This is a genomic window from Paraclostridium sp., from assembly GCF_051657365.1.
Taxonomy (GTDB): domain Bacteria; phylum Bacillota; class Clostridia; order Peptostreptococcales; family Peptostreptococcaceae; genus Paraclostridium.
Window position 1 is genome coordinate 1 of the sequence record NZ_JBOFKN010000090.1, and the last position, 20,122, is coordinate 20,122.

The 20,122-nt window shown below is 28.1% G+C and carries 21 protein-coding genes; 19 read left to right on the top strand and 2 right to left on the bottom strand.

The features are described from left to right. Nucleotides 1-52: 52 nt before the first annotated feature. From ACRCYC_RS06325 to ACRCYC_RS06355, 7 genes are all read left to right on the top strand, one after another. Nucleotides 53-196 (top strand): hypothetical protein, encoded by a 144-nt coding sequence (locus ACRCYC_RS06325; RefSeq protein WP_438618270.1) that lies wholly within the window; start codon nt 53-55, stop codon nt 194-196. Nucleotides 197-216: 20 nt separating this feature from the next. Beyond that, on the top strand, nt 217-378 hold the full coding sequence (locus ACRCYC_RS06330; protein WP_438618271.1) for a hypothetical protein: 162 nt from the start codon (nt 217-219) through the stop codon (nt 376-378). Between the two features lie 188 nt (nt 379-566). Beyond that, nucleotides 567-1,892: a uracil-xanthine permease family protein gene (locus tag ACRCYC_RS06335; protein ID WP_438618272.1), complete on the top strand. Its 1,326-nt coding sequence runs from the start codon at nt 567-569 to the stop codon at nt 1,890-1,892. Nucleotides 1,893-1,960: 68 nt separating this feature from the next. Further along, the gene (locus tag ACRCYC_RS06340; RefSeq protein ID WP_438618273.1) at nt 1,961-3,211 is read left to right on the top strand and encodes a cation:proton antiporter; all 1,251 of its coding nucleotides are present in this window, start codon (nt 1,961-1,963) and stop codon (nt 3,209-3,211) included. 164 nt (nt 3,212-3,375) lie between these two features. Further along, nucleotides 3,376-4,170, top strand: coding sequence for an FAD binding domain-containing protein (locus ACRCYC_RS06345; protein ID WP_438618274.1), 795 nt, complete (start codon nt 3,376-3,378; stop codon nt 4,168-4,170). Further along, nucleotides 4,164-4,613: a (2Fe-2S)-binding protein gene (locus ACRCYC_RS06350; RefSeq protein ID WP_438618275.1), complete on the top strand. Its 450-nt coding sequence runs from the start codon at nt 4,164-4,166 to the stop codon at nt 4,611-4,613. The genes ACRCYC_RS06345 and ACRCYC_RS06350 overlap by 7 nt, the downstream gene beginning before the upstream one ends. After that, on the top strand, nt 4,614-6,878 hold the full coding sequence (locus ACRCYC_RS06355; RefSeq protein ID WP_438618276.1) for a xanthine dehydrogenase family protein molybdopterin-binding subunit: 2,265 nt from the start codon (nt 4,614-4,616) through the stop codon (nt 6,876-6,878). Between the two features lie 44 nt (nt 6,879-6,922). Here the strand turns inward: ACRCYC_RS06355 and ACRCYC_RS06360 are convergent, their stop codons facing one another. Continuing rightward, a complete protein-coding gene (locus ACRCYC_RS06360; RefSeq protein ID WP_438618277.1) occupies nt 6,923-7,117 on the bottom strand; it encodes a hypothetical protein in 195 nt (64 codons plus the stop codon). Between the two features lie 376 nt (nt 7,118-7,493). Between ACRCYC_RS06360 and ACRCYC_RS06365 the strand changes: the two genes are divergently transcribed. From ACRCYC_RS06365 to ACRCYC_RS06380, 4 genes are all read left to right on the top strand, one after another. Continuing rightward, nucleotides 7,494-7,901: an AAC(3) family N-acetyltransferase gene (locus ACRCYC_RS06365; RefSeq protein ID WP_438618278.1), complete on the top strand. Its 408-nt coding sequence runs from the start codon at nt 7,494-7,496 to the stop codon at nt 7,899-7,901. An 89-nt stretch (nt 7,902-7,990) separates the two neighbouring features. Further along, nucleotides 7,991-8,287, top strand: a complete 297-nt coding sequence (locus ACRCYC_RS06370) for a hypothetical protein (RefSeq protein ID WP_438618279.1) — start codon at nt 7,991-7,993, stop codon at nt 8,285-8,287. 176 nt (nt 8,288-8,463) lie between these two features. Next, the gene (locus tag ACRCYC_RS06375) at nt 8,464-9,093 is read left to right on the top strand and encodes a hypothetical protein (protein WP_438618280.1); all 630 of its coding nucleotides are present in this window, start codon (nt 8,464-8,466) and stop codon (nt 9,091-9,093) included. A 93-nt stretch (nt 9,094-9,186) separates the two neighbouring features. Next, nucleotides 9,187-10,887, top strand: a complete 1,701-nt coding sequence (locus ACRCYC_RS06380) for an ABC transporter ATP-binding protein (protein WP_438618281.1) — start codon at nt 9,187-9,189, stop codon at nt 10,885-10,887. 42 nt (nt 10,888-10,929) lie between these two features. Here ACRCYC_RS06380 and ACRCYC_RS06385 read toward each other — a convergent pair whose 3' ends face one another. Beyond that, the gene (locus tag ACRCYC_RS06385; RefSeq protein ID WP_438618282.1) at nt 10,930-11,772 is read right to left on the bottom strand and encodes a sulfurtransferase; all 843 of its coding nucleotides are present in this window, start codon (nt 11,770-11,772) and stop codon (nt 10,930-10,932) included. Nucleotides 11,773-12,019: 247 nt separating this feature from the next. Between ACRCYC_RS06385 and ACRCYC_RS06390 the strand changes: the two genes are divergently transcribed. From ACRCYC_RS06390 to ACRCYC_RS06425, 8 genes are all read left to right on the top strand, one after another. Continuing rightward, complete coding sequence (locus ACRCYC_RS06390; protein WP_438618283.1) at nt 12,020-13,213, top strand: pyridoxal phosphate-dependent aminotransferase; 1,194 nt, start codon at nt 12,020-12,022, stop codon at nt 13,211-13,213. Nucleotides 13,214-13,360: 147 nt separating this feature from the next. Next, entirely contained in the window at nt 13,361-14,527 is a 1,167-nt protein-coding gene (locus tag ACRCYC_RS06395; RefSeq protein WP_438618284.1) for a MalY/PatB family protein, read from the top strand. 15 nt (nt 14,528-14,542) lie between these two features. Beyond that, entirely contained in the window at nt 14,543-15,256 is a 714-nt protein-coding gene (yqeC, locus tag ACRCYC_RS06400) for a selenium cofactor biosynthesis protein YqeC (protein ID WP_438618285.1), read from the top strand. A 2-nt stretch (nt 15,257-15,258) separates the two neighbouring features. After that, on the top strand, nt 15,259-15,846 hold the full coding sequence (mocA, locus tag ACRCYC_RS06405; RefSeq protein WP_438618286.1) for a molybdenum cofactor cytidylyltransferase: 588 nt from the start codon (nt 15,259-15,261) through the stop codon (nt 15,844-15,846). Continuing rightward, entirely contained in the window at nt 15,843-16,859 is a 1,017-nt protein-coding gene (locus ACRCYC_RS06410; protein WP_438618287.1) for a molybdopterin-binding protein, read from the top strand. The genes mocA and ACRCYC_RS06410 overlap by 4 nt, the downstream gene beginning before the upstream one ends. A gap of 81 nt (nt 16,860-16,940) precedes the next feature. After that, on the top strand, nt 16,941-18,569 hold the full coding sequence (locus tag ACRCYC_RS06415) for an ABC-F family ATP-binding cassette domain-containing protein (RefSeq protein WP_438618288.1): 1,629 nt from the start codon (nt 16,941-16,943) through the stop codon (nt 18,567-18,569). A 174-nt stretch (nt 18,570-18,743) separates the two neighbouring features. After that, entirely contained in the window at nt 18,744-18,914 is a 171-nt protein-coding gene (locus ACRCYC_RS06420; protein ID WP_438618289.1) for a hypothetical protein, read from the top strand. 284 nt (nt 18,915-19,198) lie between these two features. Further along, nucleotides 19,199-19,708: a TDE2712 family protein gene (locus tag ACRCYC_RS06425; RefSeq protein WP_438618290.1), complete on the top strand. Its 510-nt coding sequence runs from the start codon at nt 19,199-19,201 to the stop codon at nt 19,706-19,708. Nucleotides 19,709-20,122 lie beyond the last annotated feature (414 nt).

Consider the following 20,122-nt stretch of genomic DNA (forward strand, 5'->3'; position numbering starts at 1 on the left):
GGAAGGTAATTATATGAATAATAAAAAAGCTGAAAATATAAAAAAATAAGAGTTGGATAATAATAAAGAAGTAAAAAAGTTGTTAAAAGAAAATCAAAATAAAGAAGAAATAGCAAATGAAATATCTCAAAATAAAAAAATAGCTGATATATTGGGAAATAGATTATCAAATAAAAATTATTTTCCTCCATGCTAAAAAATTAAGGAGTGAAGCATATGACACAAAATAGATTTAAAAAAGGACAATATGAAAATGCTTTACAATACACAAAGGATATTTTAAGTAGTAGCTCGTCTGTAAATGATATAATAAATAAAAATAATATAAAAAATGAATCTGAAAAAAATTTAAAACTTAATATAAATAATAAAAAATAAAAAAAGCTCTTGTATTTTGATAATACAAGAGCTTTTTTGAAAATGCGTACTATATTTAATGAAAGAACAAAAAAATTCGTGTTTTATGTTGAATTAAATTTAAGAACTGTTATAATTAACTTATAAATACGAATATTGAAAAAATTATTTGATATAATATTCGAAAAAACGAGGGAGAAGACTAATTTATGGAAAATTCAGTTATCTATCAACTTGATGGAAGACCAAAGTTAAAGGAAGCAATACCTCTTGGTTTACAACATGTGCTTGCCATGTTTGTTGGAAATGTAACACCTTTGATAATAATTTCTGGAGCGTTAGGTCTTAGCTTAGAAGATAAAACAATGCTGGTTCAATGTGCTATGTTAGTTTCTGGACTTGTTACATTAATACAATGTTATAGACTTGGACCATTTGGAGCTAAACTTCCGATTGTTATGGGAACGAGCTTTGGATTTGTATCAGTTGCAGTTTCTGTGGGGAGCAAGTATGGATATGAAGGAATACTAGGGGCTTGCTTAGTAGGTAGTATAATAGAAATATTATTTGGAACGTATGTTAGAAAAATAAGAAGGTTTTTCCCACCAGTTGTAACAGGTACTGTAGTTTTAGCGATAGGAATATCACTATTACCTACAGGAATAAACTATTTTGCAGGTGGAGTAGGAGCAAGTGATTTTGGATCAATGTCAAACCTGTTATTAGGAAGTATAGTTTTAATAACTGTATTATTTTTTAAACAATACACAAAAGGAATAACTAGTATTGCATCAATATTAATAGGACTTATAGTTGGATATATAGTAGCAATACCCATGGGGAAAATAGATTTTTCTCAAATTTCTCAGATGGCTTTAATATCTGTACCTATGCCATTACAATTTGGATTTGAATTTCACATAGATGCTATATTTGCATTCGTGTGTATGTTTATAGTATCAGGCGTTGAAACAGTAGGTGATATAACGGCTATAACACATTCAGGTATGAATCGTGATGCTAAAGATGAAGAGATATCAGGTGGAGTTATGGCTGATGGATTTGGAAGTATGATAGCAGCTTTATTTAACTCTATGCCAACAACATCATTTGGACAAAATGTAGGGCTTATAGCAATGACTAAGGTTATAAATAGACATGTAGTAGCAATAGGTGCTGGTTTCTTAATAATGGCAGCAGTTTTTCCTAAATTTGGAGCTATTATATCTTTAATGCCATCGAGTGTATTAGGTGGTGCAAGTGTAATGATGTTTGCAATGATAGCTGTAAGTGGTATAAAACTTATAACATCTGAACCTTTAAACAATAGAAATAGTACTATAGTTGCTGTAGCTTTAGGGCTTGGAGTTGGTTTAACTTTAGTACCAGGAGTATTATCACAAATGCCAGGACCTATACAACTTGTTTTTGGAGACTCGGGGCTTGTAGTAGTAGCTATTATTGCTATAGTTTTAAATATAGTTTTACCCAAAGAAAAAGTAGAAGTTAGAAATACTAACACTCAAGTTTCATAAAATAAAATGAACCTCCTAAAATTTAATTCATATATTTAAGTAAAAATGAATTTTAGGGGGGATTTTTTATGGAAACATCTATTCATACTATAGCTAGCAATAATTTACTAGTAATATTTGCGATTGTAGCTATGACGGGAATAGTATGTAGTAAATTAAGTGAAAAAATAAATATACCTGATGTAGTTTTATTTCTTATTGCAGGTATATTTATAGGTCCATCAGTTTTTAAGTTTATTGATATAAGCTCATATCAAATAGAGAATCAGTTGATACTTACATTTGGATCAGCTTTTATATTATATCTAGGAGGAAAAGAGATAAGCTTAAAAGTATTAAAAAATGTTAAAATTACTGTTTTATTATTATCAACGTTTGGAGTTATAATATCTGCGATAATAATGAAAGCAATAATAGGCTCTACATTTGGAGTTAGTTCAATGACGGCTTTATTAGCAGGAGCTATAATTGCGTCAACTGATCCAGCTACGTTAGTTCCAATTTTTAATAGTGTCAAAATTAGAGATAAAGTTAAACAAACGGTAATAAGTGAATCGGCATTCAATGATGCAACTGGAGCTATATTAACATCAGTTGTTTTAGCTATAATACTATCGGGTACGTTTTCGATAAAAGAAAATTTATATGACTTAGGGACTATGGTTATTGTAGGAACTGTAGTTGGGATAATAACTGGAATTTTATTATTAAAATTAATAAATGATAAACCTTATGGAATATTTAAAGATTTTGCACCTATAATATCCATAATATCTGTAATAATAGCATATGAATTAGCTACTAAATTAGGTGGAAGTGGATACATGGCTTGTTTTATAGTAGGAATTATAAATGGAAATAAAAAGAATTTTAAAATTTGGTTAACTCAGAAATCTTATAATGCAGATTTAAACGTTGCTGAAACATTAGGTACAATTTGTAGAATGATGATTTTTATAATATTAGGTAGTCAAGTTGATTTACAAATATTAATTAAATATTTTACGCCATCTATAATATCAGTTATAGGACTTATGTTTATAGCTAGACCTATAAGTATTATAATTTGTTGTATATTTGATAAAAAAGCTAAATGGAGCAAAAATGAAATTTTATTTATGATGTGGGTTAGAGAAACTGGAGTTATTCCTGCGGCACTTTGTGGAATAATATCAACTATGAAAATACCTGGGTATGAAATAATATCATCAATTGTGTTTATGACTATATTAATGACATTGATAATACAAGGAAGCACTACGAAATATATTGCAGGTAAATTAGATTTATTAGAAAGTGAAGATAATCAAATACTATAAATAGTTATAAAAAACTAAGAATAAAAGCATCTGAAAACATAAAAAGATGCTTTTATTTAAATTATAAATGAAAAATATTATAAGGACAATTATTAAATATGATATAATTTATGATGAATTATATATGAATAAAAATAAGATATATAAGAAGAGGGAGGAAAAGTATGTTTACACTTGCTGACATAGTACAACCAAATACATTAGAAGAAGCATACTCTATATTAGTTAAAAGAAAGAATAATCAAATTCTTGGAGGTACAGCTTTTCTAAGAATGGGGAAGAAAAGAATAGGAACTGGAATTGAACTTTCAAACTTGGGATTAGATTACATAAAAGAAAACGATGAATTTATAGAAATAGGGGCTATGACTACGCTTAGAAGTTTAGAAACTAGCTCTATAATAAATGAACAATTTAATGGAATAATTAAAAATTCAGTTAAAGATATAATAGGTATTCAATTTAGAAATGTTGTAACAGTAGGTGGAAGTATATTTTCAAAATATGGATTTTCAGATTTAACAGTTGCTCTACTTAGTTTAGATACATATGTTGAGTTATACAATGGTGGAAAAATGAGTTTAGATGACTTTTTAAATAGAAAATTTGAAAGAGATATACTAACTAAAATATATATAAGAAAAAATAAAAAAAATGCAGTATATAAGTCTATGAGAAATGCTAAAAGTGATTATCCAATATTAAATGTAGCTGTATCTAACTTAGATAATCATTTTAAGGTGTGTTTGGGAGCAAGACCTCAAAGAGCGATAGTTGCTAGTAAAACTAGTGAATTTTTATCAAATAATGAATTAAATGAAGCAAACATAGAAAAAGCATTAGATATGATGATCAGCGAAATTAGTTTTGGATCTAATATGAGAGCATCTAAAGAATATAGAACACAAATAAGTAGAGTGTTAGTTAAAAGGGCTATAATGGAGGTTACAAAATGTTAGTAGAACTTAAGGTAAATGGAAAACTTAGAAAGTTAGATATAGAGCCAGAGGAATATCTAGTAGATAGTTTAAGAAAACTAGGTAACTTAAGTGTGAAAAGAGGCTGTGATACAGGGTGTTGTGGGCTTTGCTCTGTTTGGATAGATAAAAAACCAACTTTATCATGCGCAACATTAACAGTTAGAGCTTTAAATAAAGAAATAACAACTATAGAGGGATTAGAAAAAGAATCGACTGAATTTGCTAAAGTTTTAGTTAGTGAAGGCGCTGAACAATGTGGTTTTTGCTCACCAGGATTTATATTAACAGTTTTAGCTATGAAAGAAGAACTTAATAATCCCACGGAAGAAGAAATAATACATTACTTAACTGGAAATCTATGTAGATGTACAGGATACATGGGACAATTAAGAGCAATCAAAACTTATCTGGGGGTAAAGTAAATGAAAGTAGTTGGGAAAGGTATACAGAAAATAGATGGAATGGCTATAGCTACAGGTAAGCCAGTATACACTGATGATTTAGCAGCTAAAGATGCATTAGTTGTTAAAATACTAAGAAGTCCACATGCTTATGCAAAAATAAAGAATATAGATACTTCAAGAGCCTTAAATATTGATGGGGTTGAATGTATATTAACATATAAAGATGTCCCAAATGCTAGATTTACATTAGCGGGTCAATCATATCCAGAGCCATCGCCATATGACAGGTTAATACTTGAAGATACTGTTAGGTATGTTGGAGATGAAGTAGCTATAGTAGCTGCAGTGGACGAAAAAACTGCAGTTAAAGCTATGAAAATGATAAAGGTTGAATATGAAGTTTTAAAACCTGTAGTTGATATGGAAGAAGCTATAGATAGTGAAGTAATAATTCATGAAGAAAACTTACATTGCAACTTTGATATAGGAATGGAAAGAGAAAGAAATATAGTGTCAAAACATTTTTATGAAAAAGGGAATATAGAAGAAGAACTAGAAAAATGCGACATTGTAATAGAAGATACTTATTATACTCAAGCTCAAGCACATGCTATGATGGAAACATATAGATCATATAATTACCTAGATCATAATGGAAGATTAGTAGTGGTTAGTTCAACTCAAATACCTTTCCATGTAAGAAGACATTTATCTAGGGCATTAAATATACCATCAAGTAAAATAAGAGTTGTAAAACCTAGAATAGGAGGAGGTTTTGGGGGAAAACAAACAGCATGTGTTGAAATATTTTCAGCTATTGTAACTTTAAAAACTGGTAAACCTGCAAAAATAATATATGATAGAAAAGAGACGTTTAACTGTTCTACAAGTAGACATGCAATGAAGTTAAATGTAAGAATTGGTGCTAATAATGACGGAACAATAAAAGTTATAGATATAGATGCACTTTCGGATACAGGAGCATATGGAGAACATGCATCAACAACTTTTGGATTAGTTGGAGAAAAAACTATGCCAATGTATAACAAGTTAACGGCATCTAGATTTAAAGGAAATGTAGTTTACACTAATAAAATGCCAGCTGGAGCGCTTAGGGGCTATGGAGCAACTCAAGGGTGTTTTGCAGTAGAATCTACTATAAATATGGTAGCTCATAAGTTAAATATGGACCCTACTGAAATAAGACTTAAAAATATTGTTAAAGAAGGGGAAACTAGTTTTGCTTATAATAAGACTTTAAATAGTGTAGATTTAGAAAATTGTATAAACAAAGGAAAAGAACTAATAAATTGGGATGAAAAATACCCATCTAAGAAAATGGAAAATGGAAAAATAAGAAGTGTAGGTATGGGTCTTACTATGCAAGGTTCAGGGATAGCTGGTATAGATACGTCTAGTGCGGAAATAAGATTAAATGATGATGGTAATTATACTTTATTAATAGGATCAACTGATATGGGTACAGGAAGTGATACTATACTATCTCAAATGGCTTGTGAGATACTTGAAACTACTATGGATAAAATAAATGTAATATCAGCGGATACAGATGTAGTTCCTTATGATCCAGGTTCTTATGCATCCTCAACAACTTATGTTACAGGTATGGCAGTAGTTAAAGCTTGTAATATACTTCGTGATAAAATTATAGAAGTTGGAGCTAATAGGCTTGAAATAGATAAAGAATATGTTGAGTTTGATGGAGAGTATGTTCACAGTGAATGTAGTAAAATTTCAGTATTTGATATAGCTGTTGATTTTACAGTAGGACCAGAAAAAGAGCAACTAGTAGGATATGCTTCTCATGGTAGTGACGTTTCTCCACCGCCATTTATAGCAGGATTTGTTGAAACTGAGATGGATCTAGAAACTGGTAAGTATGAAGTTATAGATTATGTTGCAGTTGTAGATTGTGGAACGGTTATAAATAAAAAATTAGCTAAAATACAAGTTGAAGGTGGGATTGTTCAAGGTATAGGTATGGCTATGTTTGAAGAAGTTAGACATACTGAAAATGGTCAAATGGATACTAATACATTTATGCAATATAAAATACCAGCTAGATGTGATGTTGGAAATGTAACTGTAGAATTTGTTGAAACTCATGAACCAACAGGTCCATTTGGAGCTAAGTCAGTAGGTGAAGTTGTTATAAATACGCCATTGCCTGCTATACAAGAAGCTGTTTATAATGCGTCTAAAGTTAGAGTTAACACTCTTCCTATAACACCAGAAAAAGTATTTTTAGGTATGCATAAATAAAAATAATGAATTTAAAAAGTTAGGATAAATTATCCTAACTTTTTTTATAAATCAATCCAAGTTGAATTCCCTGTATATATAAATTCTGTATGTTTGCAGTTAGGACACACATGTATTTCAAACATTAGATGTTCTTCAACATCAAATAATGCTTTAAACAATCCTCTGTTATTATCTTGAGTATCAAATCTATACTCTTTTAAAAATTTAAGTTCTGTATTACATCTTAGACAATTCATCAAATACCCCCTGAATAATAAACACTTAATACCATGATATAATAAATTTTAAATATATTGGTTTCAAAAAAGTTACATAACAAATAAAAATAAAAACAGAAAGGATTTACAATAGTAACTATAGAAATTTATAAAAAAATTAAAAATATAAAAAGAGGTATAGTATGAGTAGCTAATATGAAGTAGTTAAATCAAGTGAAAAAATAAATACTACAAAAAGTTTATTAAATGACTTTGAAAATATAGGTATAAAAAAGGGAATGACTTTGATAGTGGCAATATAGTAATGCCAAGTCATAGTGGAGATTACTCTGAGCCATCATATTGGTGTAACCCAGAGATACCTAAAAAATGGCATTAGATTATAAGAGATGAAATGCCAGCTTTTAATCACAAAATAACTCCATGTAGAAATATGGGAATAATAGCACAAACTTTAGTTAATTATGAAGGAGTGATTAGAAGTTATCATCCTCAAGTATCTTTTAGTGTATATGGTAAGGATAAAGAGTTTATAACTAATAATCATAGTTTAGAATATGGACTATCTGAAAACTCACCAATAGCTAGGCTGTACGATTTAGATGCTAATGTATTATTATTAGGTGTTTACTATGAAAATAATACATCTTTTCATTTGAGTGAATATAGAAGTAACTGTAGAGAAAAATATATAGCAGGAGCTCCGATAATAGAAAATGCAAATTGTAAATTGTTTTCTCAAAGAGCGTGTGTAGATTTTGCTATAAATTTTTTATCACAAAGTATTATGAAGAATATATAAAATATTATGAAAATTATAGAGTGTAAGTTATATAACCACATAAATATATGCTATAATTATAGTAATACAGGGGATATGGGGGGATATTAATGAAAAATATAGATTTAAGCAAGCTAAGTATCGTAACGGATTTTAATTTAGTTAATAGTTTGATAGCAATGACTAAAGTTTATGAAAAAATAGAAGATAAGGATATACCCAGAATAGAGGAATATATACAAAATAAATTCACAGACAAAGAATTGCTTGAAATAGGAATGGACATTGTAAAAAATAAAAAAGACAATATGAGCCATGATGATATAAAAAATATAGCTGATAAAAAGCTAAATGAATATATGGACAGAAAAGATGCACAAAGAGAGTTAGCTAAAAATAATATTTAACTCAAATAAGACGTTTATTAAGCGTCTTATTTTTTTACGCTTACTTGGAGGGACTGGCTTTGAGCGTAAAAAAGATTTTGATCAACTAACGAAGTGAATTTTTATGGACAACATGTAATATTTTTAATTATTTTTAAATAGTATATAAGATAAAACTAATTAAAAGGAGATATATTATGGAAAGTAATAAGTTTATCAACAGTATAATAACTAATATAAATAATATAGCAAATATTAATCAAAAAAAAGAAAAATTAGATGAGAGTATAGATAATTTATATAATTGTCCTTACTGCGAATATAAAGTTAATGAAAAAAATGGATATCATGAATGCGAAGAGTGTAAAAAAAACTACAGAATTTATAAAGAAAAAATATATAGAGACGAAGAAACTATAAATGACATATTATACTACTTTATAAAAATTCTAACACATATTTCTAATATAGATGGAAATATAAGCGAGGAAAAATTAGATTATTTATATAATATAGTTAACAATGAAATAAAATTAGATAAAAATAAAATAAAATGGTGTGCATCAGTATTTAAAGAAACTTCAAAAGAAGTTTATACAAGTGAAGTTGTAAAAAAATTTAAGAATAGTTTAAAAAAACACTATGGACATAATTACAATATAGAAAGGTTAAGCATGTTTAATTGGTTGATGAATATATATAATATGAATGAAATAGCATATGAAAATCAAGAAAGAATAATAAATGATTATATAAAATTATTTAATATAACTAAGTCGGATTATATATATTTAAATTTTTCAGAGGTAAGTATGTCTAAAGAATGAAAATACAGAAAATAATAAAAATTTCAAAAAATGAAATTAGATAAGTTTTAACTGTGATATACTATATATTAAGTTTCAAAAGGAGGGGGATACATGTTAAAAGAATTTACAAAGTATTATAAGCCTTATAAAAAAATGTTTATATTAGATTTATTTGCTGCTTTTACTGTTGCATTATGTGACTTAGCATATCCTATGATAACTAGAAGTATAATGGATGACATAGTACCTAATAAAAATTTAAGAATGTTAGCTGTATTTGCAGTAGTGTTAGTAATTATATTTATAGTAAAGGCAGGACTTAATTATTTCATGCAATACTGGGGTCATGTGGTTGGAGTCAGAATGCAGGCTGATATGAGAAAAGATATATTTACACACCTTCAAAAACTACCTAACACATATTACAATAACAATAAATCTGGAGTAATAATGTCTAGAATAATAAATGATTTAATGGAAGTTTCAGAACTTGCACACCATGGACCAGAGGACCTATTCATATCTATAGTAATGTTAGTTGGATCATTTAGTATACTTTTAAACATAAATGTTGAATTGACGTTAATCATATTTTCTGTTTTACCATTTATTTTATGGTTTGCAATATCTCAAAGAAAGCAAATGAACAAAGCTTTTAAAGAAACTAGAGTTAAAACTGGTGAGATAAATGCAACTCTTGAAAATAGTATTGCAGGAATGAGAGTTACAAAATCATTTTGCACAGAAAAAGAAGAGTTTGATAAATTTAATAAATCCAATGGTGTATTTAAGAAGGCAAGAGAACGTGCCTATAAAGTTATGGCTCATTACTTTTCAGGTATGTTTTTATTTATTGATATATTAGAGTTAATAGCATTAATAGCAGCTGGGTATTTTATGTATTTAGATTATATAACATTGGGTGATTTTGCAGCTTACTTGCTTTATGTAAAGATGTTTATACAACCGATTAGAAAACTAATAAACTTTACAGAACAATACCAAAATGGAATGACTGGATTTGAAAGATATATTGAGATAATAAATGAAGAAACTGAAAAAGAAGCTGAAAATGCTATGAATTTAAATAATGTAGCTGGTAATATAGATATAGAAAATGTATCTTTTACTTATGAAGATGATAATGAAGTATTTAATAATTTAAGTCTGAAAATTGATGCAGGAAAAACTATAGCATTAGTTGGTCCATCTGGAGGAGGAAAAACTACTTTATGTAATTTAATTCCTAGATTTTTTGATTTTACTCAAGGGGATATAAAAATAGATGGAATAAGTATAAAAGATGTAAGCTTAAAATCATTAAGAAAAAATATTGGAGTTGTAGCACAAGATGTATTTTTATTTACGGGAACTATAAAAGAAAATATAACTATAGGAAACCCTAAGGCTAGCGATAAAGAAATTATAGAAGCTTCAAAGAAAGCTAAGATGCATGATTTTATAATGACTTTACCAAAAGGATACGACACTTACATAGGTGAAAGGGGAGTCAAACTTTCAGGAGGACAAAAGCAAAGAATATCTATAGCTAGAATATTTTTAAAAAATCCTCCAATAATGATTTTAGATGAAGCAACATCAGCACTTGATAATGTTACTGAATATGAAATCCAAAAGGCATTAGAAGAACTAAGTAAGGATAGAACTAATTTAATAGTAGCACATAGATTATCAACTATACAAAATGCTGATGAAATAATCGTATTAACGGAAAATGGAATAGAAGAAAGAGGAACTCATCAAGAATTAATAAATATGAATGGAGTTTATTCAAGGCTTCAAAGAAAATAAAGATTACCATAAATGTGGTAATCTTTATTTTTATGTATAACATTATATTTCAGTAGTATTAACTTGGTTGTCTTCATAACTAACCCAGTCGCTAAAGCTTCCGCTATAAACTTTATGAGCTATACCAATTTCGCTAAGAGCTAAACTGTTAGGGCAAGCTGTTACTCCAGAACCACAATAAACTATAACTTCGTTATATTTATTTAATTTAGCAAAATGTTCTTTTAACTCATCTACAGATTTTAAATTTATATCGTTATCTTTTTTATTAAGGATATCCATCCAAAAATAATTCATAGCACTAGGTATATGACCAGCTTTTTTATCTACAGGTTCGAATTCACCTAAATATCTCTTATATTCTCTAGAATCGATTATAGCTACATCATCTTTATATAATCTTTCTTTTACATAATTCATGTCAACTCTCATAGAATCATTTATATTCACTTCAAATTTGCCCATAGCAACGTTAGGAACTTTATTATCAGTATTTCCGCCTATATTTATGAATTCATTTATACCACCATCTAATATATAAACTTGGTCATGTCCTAAATATTTTAATATCCACCATAATCTTGCTGGACCAGCTAAATCACCTTCATCATAGCAAACAACTACCGAATCATTACTTATACCTAATTTTTCAAATGTAGACTTTAAACTTTCTACACTTGGAAGTGGATGTCTACCACCATGAGTTTTAACCTCACTAGATAATTCAGTTTCTAAATCAACTCTAACAGCATCTTCTATATGATTTTTATCGTAGCTATCTTTACCATATTCTTTATTCATTAAGTCGAATCTACAATCAACTATAACTAAATTTTTATTGTGTAAATTTTCTTTTAACCATTGAGCATTAACTAAGTTTGTCATAACTTTCCTCCTAAAATTATTGATTAACAAGGTAATTGTTTTCATACCTTTATGTAAATAATATATACTTAGATTGACCAAATTTCAATATTTTAAAAAATTTACTCAAAATACAGAAAATAATAACTTTTTAATACATATAAAAAAACGTTTAACTAAAATGATTAATTGTGCTAAAATATGGGTAATAAGAAATATTGTATACGAAATACAGCTAAAAATAATTTTGACAAGAGGTGGGTAAGATATGAACTTTTCTTCAAGAATAAAATCAGTAGAAGCTTCAACTATAATGGAGTTATTAACTTATGCAGCACAAGCTAAAAAACAAGGGAAAAAAGTATATCATTTAAATATAGGACAACCAGATATAAAAACTCCAGAAAACTTTTTTAAAGCTATAGCTAATGATAAGGAAAACGTATTAGAATATGCATTATCAGAAGGGTTACCAGAACTTAGAGAAGCTATACAAAAGTATTACAGAGAATATGATATAAACTTTGATATAGAAGATATATTAATATTAAATGGTGGTAGTGAAGCTTTATTCTTTACTATGATAGCTATATGTAATGAAGGTGACAACATATTAGTTCCAGAGCCATTTTACTCAAACTACAACAGTTTCGCAAATGCAGTTGGAGTTCAAATAAAACCTATAACTACGCTTGCAGAAAACGGATTCCATTTGCCAAGTAAAGAGGAAATCGTATCTAAAGTAGATGCAAATACTCGTGCAATATTATTCTCAAATCCAGGAAATCCAAGTGGGGTAGTTTACACTAAAGAAGAAATAAAAATGATTTCAGATATAGCTAAAGAAAATGATTTATGGATAATAGCTGATGAAGTTTATAGAGAATTTGTTTACGAAGGTGAATATACTAGTTTAGGAAATGTAGAAGAAGTTGAAGATAGAGTTATAATAGTAGATAGTGTATCAAAAAGATACAGTGCATGCGGAGCTAGAATAGGTTCTTTAGCATCTAAGAATAAAGAATTTATGGGAGAAATATTAAAACTTTGTCAAGCTAGACTATCAGTTCCTACATTAGAACAAATTGGAGCAGTAGAACTTTATAAAACTCCAAACTCATACTTAACAGAAGTAAATGAAGAGTATAGAGAAAGAAGAGATGTATTATATGATGAGCTTATAAAAGTTCCTGGAGTTATATGTAAAAAACCAACAGGTGCATTTTATATAGTGGCTAAGTTACCAGTTAAGAGTGCTGATGATTTTGTTAAGTGGATGCTAAGCGATTTTGAAATAGATGGAGAAACAGTAATGCCTTGTCCAGCAGAAGGATTCTATAAAACAGAAGGTCTTGGCGTTGATGAAATAAGACTTGCTTATATATTAAATAAAGAAGACTTATCTAAAGCTGCTAAAATATTAAAAGAAGGTTTAGAAGCTTACTTAAAATTAAATAAATAAATCAAGAGGCTTATACTATTGTATAAGCTTTTTTTTATGTAAACAAATAATTACAAGAAAGTATATAGATAAGTTTTGATTGATAAATTCTAAATATTAAGATAAAATTTAAATTATATAAAATAAACTTTTGGGGGAGGAAGTTATATGTATAATGAAAAATTGGATAAAGGTATAAATAGACTAAATACAAATGCCGTTAAATACGATAAATATAAAGAAAATTTCAACACTGACAGAGATGATATAATTCCTATGTGGATTGCGGATATGGACTTTGAAACTTGTGATGAAATTACAAACGCATTGAAAAACAAACTAACTACAGGGAATCTCGGATATGATACAGTAAGCGGATATTATGAAGCTATAGTAAATTGGATGGAAAAAAGACATGGTTTAAATATAAATAAAGAGGATATAGTTTATACACCAGGGGTTGTAACGGCTATAAACTTTTTACTTAAAATACTTGTAAAAGAAAATGATAAAGTACTAGTCCAATCACCTGTATACCATTCGTTTTTTAGAGTATTAAATGAAAATAAATGTGATATAGTTCAAAGTGAGCTAGTAATAAACGATGGTAAATATGGAATAGATTTTAATGAATTTGAAAGACAAATATCAACTGGGGTTAAAGTGTTTATATTATGTAATCCTCACAATCCAGTAGGGAGAGTGTGGACAATAGAAGAGCTTGAAAGAATGGTAGAAATATGCGAAAGCTATAAAGTTTTTATAATAAGTGATGAAATACACTCAGATTTAGTTTTCAAAGGATACGAACATAGTTCTTTAAGTAAAGTAACTCCATACTATAAAGATAATATAGTAACTTTAACAGCACCTAGTAAAACGTTTAACTTGGCAGGTTTATATACCTCTAATGCTATAATAACTAATGAAAAATTAAGAAATGAATATAAAAAAATATTTTCAACAGATCCTAATGTCTTAGGAGCAGAAGCTTTAAAAGCTGCATATACTCAGGGAGAACTATGGCTTACAAAACTTCTTGAATATATAGAGAATAACTACAATTATGCAGTTGATTATATAAGTAAAAATATACCTAAAATTAAAACCATAAAACAAGAAGGAACTTTTTTAATGTGGCTAGATTGTAGAGAACTTGGATTAGAAGATGAAGAGTTAGCTAGATTCTTTATAGATAAAGCAGGATTAGCTTTAAGCAATGGAACATCTTTTGGGAATGGTGGCAGTGGTTTTATGAGAATGAATATAGGCTGTTCTATAAATACGGTTAAAGAAGCTTTAAATAGAATTAAAAATGCAGTAGACAATATATAATACTTAGGAGGGAAAATGTTAAAAAAATTACTAGATATAGACAAAAACGATGTAATAACGGTTGTTGGAGCAGGAGGAAAAACCTCTTTAATAACTTATTTAACAAAACAGTTCTCTAGTGATTATAAAGTTTTATTAACAACAACAACAAAAATATATCTTCCTAAAAGCAGTGATTATAGCAGTGTGATTATGTTAGACGAAAAGAGTAATACCCTTATTAATAATAAGGGTATTACTCTTTGTGGTAAATATATAGATAAAGATAAGAAAGTCGTAGGATTAAAGTTTAATGAACTTGATAATATACTAGAGAAATTTGATATTACCTTTATAGAAGGAGATGGATCGAAAAGAAAAAAGTTAAAAGGATGGAAAGACGATGAACCATTAGTTCACCCTAAGACTACTAAAAATATAGGTGTTTTAGACATAACGGCTTATCAAATGGATATAAATGAAAAAAATATACATAGGCTAGATAAGTTTTTGGATATATGTGGGGAGTGCCATGATAAAGTTAGTTTAGAAAATCTTAAAAATATAGTTTTGAATAATGATGGATTGTTTAAAAATTCAGTAGGACAGAAAATTTTATTTATAAATAAAGTAGATAATAGATATAGAGAAATTTTAGCCTTAGATCTTGTAAAACTTATACATGAATATGATAATAGTATAAAAATAATATATGGGAGTTTAATGAGAAACTACTATATGAAAGGATAAATATGATAAATGCTATAGTAATGGCTTCAGGATTTTCAACTAGAATGGGTGAAAATAAGTTGCTAATGGAATATAGAGGAAAAACAATAATAGAAAATACTTTGAATGTTTTGAGCCAGTGTAATTTTAATGAAGTTATAATAGTTACTCAGTATAAAGAAATTGTAAATATAAATAATAAGGAAAACTTTAAATATATTTTAAATAATAAAGCACACGTGGGACAAAGTGAATCTATAAGATTAGGAATAATAAATAGTGGTAACTGTGATGGATATATGTTCTTTGTAGGAGATCAACCATTATTAAATAAAGGTGATATAGACAATCTTATAAAGAAATTTAAAGAAGATAAAACTAATATAATAATTCCTACTTTCGAAAATCAAAAAGGAAGTCCGGTTATATTTCCTTCGTTTTTAAAAAGTAAGATGTTGATGCTAAAAAATGATGAAAAGGGTAAAAAAGTAATAGATGAATATGATAATATAAAATATATAAATGTAGAGAAAGAAACTTTGTTAGATGTAGATACACAAATAGATTATGAAAATTTAATAAATATGACAAATAGGGGAGAAATTTTATGAAAAAAATAAAAACTATAGATTCTGTAGGACATATTCTATGCCATGATATAACCCAAATAATACCAGGGAAATTTAAAGGTAGAGCTTTTAAAAAAGGACATGTAGTAAAAGTGGAAGATATAGAAAAGCTTCTATCATTAGGAAAAGATAATTTATATGTTTTTGAAAAAGCTGAGGGTATGGTTCACGAAAATGATGGGGCTATATTTTTAAAAGATATAACAGCAGGAGAAAACTTAAAATTTAGTGAAATTAAAGAAGGTAAAATAGATTTTATAGCGGATATAGATGGGTTACTTAAGGTAGATGTGGATAGATTATTTGAGCTAAACTGTATCGACGATATAATGATGGCAACACTTCATAATAATTATGTAGTTAAAAAAGATCTGAAAGTAGCGGGAACTAGAGTAATACCTTTAATGGTAGAACAAGAAAAATTAGATCAAGCTAAGTCTGTTATAGGAAATGAAAAAATAATTAATATAGTTCCTTTCAAGAAAAAGAAAGTTGGAATAGTAACAACAGGCAATGAAGTATATCATAAAAGAATTGTAGATAAATTTGGACCGATTATGAAAGAAAAAATGAATACATATGGATGTGAAGTAATAGGTCAAATTATATGTCCAGATAATACAGATATGATAAAAGAAGCAATTGATGATTTTTTAGATCAAGGAGCTGAAATTATACTTTGTACAGGGGGAATGAGTGTAGATCCAGATGATTTGACTCCTGCAGCTATAAAAAAATCAGGAGCTGACATTATTACTTATGGATCACCTATACTTCCTGGGGCTATGTTTTTATTAGCTTATAAAAACGATGTAGCTATACTTGGAATACCAGGGTGTGCTATGTATTCTAAAATAACTGTCTTAGATGTAGTGCTTCCTAGAGTATTAATAGATGAAAAATTAACTAAAAGAGATATAGCAAGATATGGACATGGAGGTCTTTGTATGAGCTGTGAAACTTGCAATTACCCTGCTTGTAATTTTGCTAAGTAGTTGACTAAGTTACAAATTTGTTATATCATTAGAAGAGTTGTAAAATTTTATAAATTTTAGTAGTGGAAAGGAAATAAGCGAATGTTACAAGTTACAAATATTGGTCTTAGATTTGGTGATAAAGAGTTATTCAAAGATGTTAACTTAAAATTCACTAAAGGAAATTGTTACGGGATAATAGGTGCTAATGGAGCAGGGAAATCAACTTTCCTTAAGATATTAGCTGGAGATATAGAAGCAAATACTGGAAATGTATCTATAACTGAAAAAGAGAGAATGTCAGTTCTTAGACAGGACCACTTCAAATATGAAGAAGATACTGTTTTAGATGTTGTTATAATGGGACATGAAAGACTTTACTCTATAATGAAAGAAAAAGATGCTTTATACATGAAAGAAGATTTTTCTGAAGAAGATGGTATAAAAGCCGCTGAACTTGAGGGTGAGTTTGCTGAACTTGACGGATGGGATGCTGAAACTAATGCAGAGAAAGTCTTAATGGGTCTTGGTATATCTAAAGAAATGCACTATAAGCAAATGAAAGAATTAACAGGGGGAGAAAAGGTAAAAGTTTTACTTGCTAAAACTTTATTCGGTAAGCCTGAAATATTAGTAATGGATGAGCCTACTAACCACTTAGACTTCCAATCAATAAACTGGTTAAATAATTTCATAATGGATTTAGAAGATTCTATAGTTATAATCGTATCACATGATAGACATTTCTTAAACCAAATATGTACAAACATAGTTGACGTTGACTTTGGTAAAATACAAATGTATGTTGGTAACTATGACTTCTGGTATGAGTCAAGTCAATTAGCATTACAATTAGCTAAAGATCAAAACAAGAAAACTGAAGAAAAAGCAGCTCAATTAAAAGAGTTCATCGCAAGATTCAGTTCAAATGCTTCTAAAGCAAAACAAGCAACTTCTAGAAAGAAACAATTAGAAAAATTAGAATTAGAAGATATACAACCATCAAGAAGAAGATATCCATATGTTGGATTTACTCCTGAAAGAGAAATAGGAAATGAAGTATTAGAAGTTAACAACTTAACTAAAACTATAGATGGAGTTAAAATACTTGATAATGTATCTTTCAGATTAGATAGAGATGATAAAGTTGCATTTATGGGTGATGAAATAGCTATAACTACATTATTCAATATATTAATGGGTGAAGATACTGCAGATAGTGGAGAATTTAAATGGGGTGTTACTACTTCTCAAAGTTATCTTCCAAAGAACCATAATCAATATTTTGATGGTGTAAACTACTCATTAGTTGACTGGTTAAGACAATACTCTGAAGAAAAGAGTGAAAGTTTCATAAGAGGATTCTTAGGTAGAATGTTATTCTCTGGAGAAGAAGCTTTAAAACAAGCTGAAGTTTTATCTGGAGGAGAAAAAGTTAGATGTATGTTATCTAAGTTAATGTTATCAAACGCTAACGTTTTAGTATTAGATGACCCAACTAACCACTTAGACTTAGAATCTATAACTTCTGTAAATAAAGGTTTAGAAAAATTCCCAGGAGTATTAATATTTAACTCTCATGACCAAGAGATGATACAAACTCTTGCAAATAGAATAATAGAGATAACTCCAAATGGAATAATGGATAGAAAAACTACTCTTGATGAGTATTTAGATAATAAAGAAATACAAAAGCAATTAAAAGAAATGTATGGAAATGCAAAGAAGTAATTGCTAATGATTATTTGAAAATTGTAGATTTAATAGATTAAAACTTAATAATATAGGTTTTGGAATACCTTTTATATTCGATAAGATGAAGAACGTCTATGTTCTACTTTTTCAAATATAGGAGGTATTTTTTATGCAATTAATAGATGAACAAATAATTAAAAAAATCTAGCTATGAGCATAAAACTAGAAAGAGTAAAAGATAAAAAGATTATAGAGGTATTTATTAATGATGAAGTAAAAGAACTAGTAGGTTGGAATAATAGGTCTAGAAAGTTTTTATATGTAAGAGATAATTTAATAATTTCGTTTTTGATAGAAACTATAAAGCTATTAATTTTTTAGACTTAATGTAAAATTATGGTATAATATTGGTTAGAAAATTATAGAAAGAGGTAATATTCTTGATTTTGTGATATACTGTTAATGTAGTAGAACTTTCAAAACTGTAAAATATTTAACCAATCGTCAACTGTATGTGGAGCGAAAACTAAGGCATGAAATATACAGAGTTACTTCTATTCACAAGCCAATTAGGGAGGGTTACTGGGAACGGAAACAGAAGGTTAATTTAAGTTGAGAGTAGTTCTCAGATAAAAAAATATTTAAAGAAAAAAGGGGGATTTAACTTGGCTAAAATTGTAATTAAAAGTGAAATCTTAGAAATGATGCTTTATATTTGGGATTCAGTACATCAAAAGGAAAAGATAGCAGATTCATTTTTTATAGGACTATCGGATCAAACGGATATGAAATATCTATATGATGAAGACTTTACAAAGGAATCTGTAAGAAAGGTACTTTCCGCAATGTCAAACAGAGAGCTTCTAAATAAGCCAACAAAAAAGGAAAGTAGATACTGGAATAAAAATATGTGGATGCTTGAAGATTTGGAATTTACAAATATGATGATAGCACCAGTAAAGCAGCTTAATTTAGACTATATGGAAGATAAATTAAGTAAGGAAGAATATGAAATAATATTTATTCCAGGACATATGGATGAATATTATATAGATGAAAATAAATTAATAATCAATTTCTTTAATATTACAGTAGATTTATTTGGGGAAGGGCCAGTAACAATAGCAGGTAAACCATTTAATGAATATATAGAAGAAAAGCTTCTTAGTATATAACTAGTAGATATAAACTGTTAAAATAAATCTATTAAAAGTGTACATAATAAAAAAGATTACCTAAATATTCATAAGGTTATATAGGTAATCTTTTTATCTATTAGATTAACAAGGTTAAATTTTTTAATAGCTTCAGAGTTAATAATTGATTTGGTAGATAATTTACTGAAAAAGAAATAGATAGATTCTTAAGTTTATTAAACAATTAAGACTTGTATAATCTATAGTATTTATATACTATGAAACAAGATCATCAAATTTTGATGGTCTTTATTTTTTACATATTATACATATATAGTATACTAGGTATAAGTATTAATTACATTTTATAAAAATTTACTCTTGATAAACTTAGTATTCCTACTTTTTTGCATATCTTTATTATATTCTATAAAAAAATCAATCCCATAAATA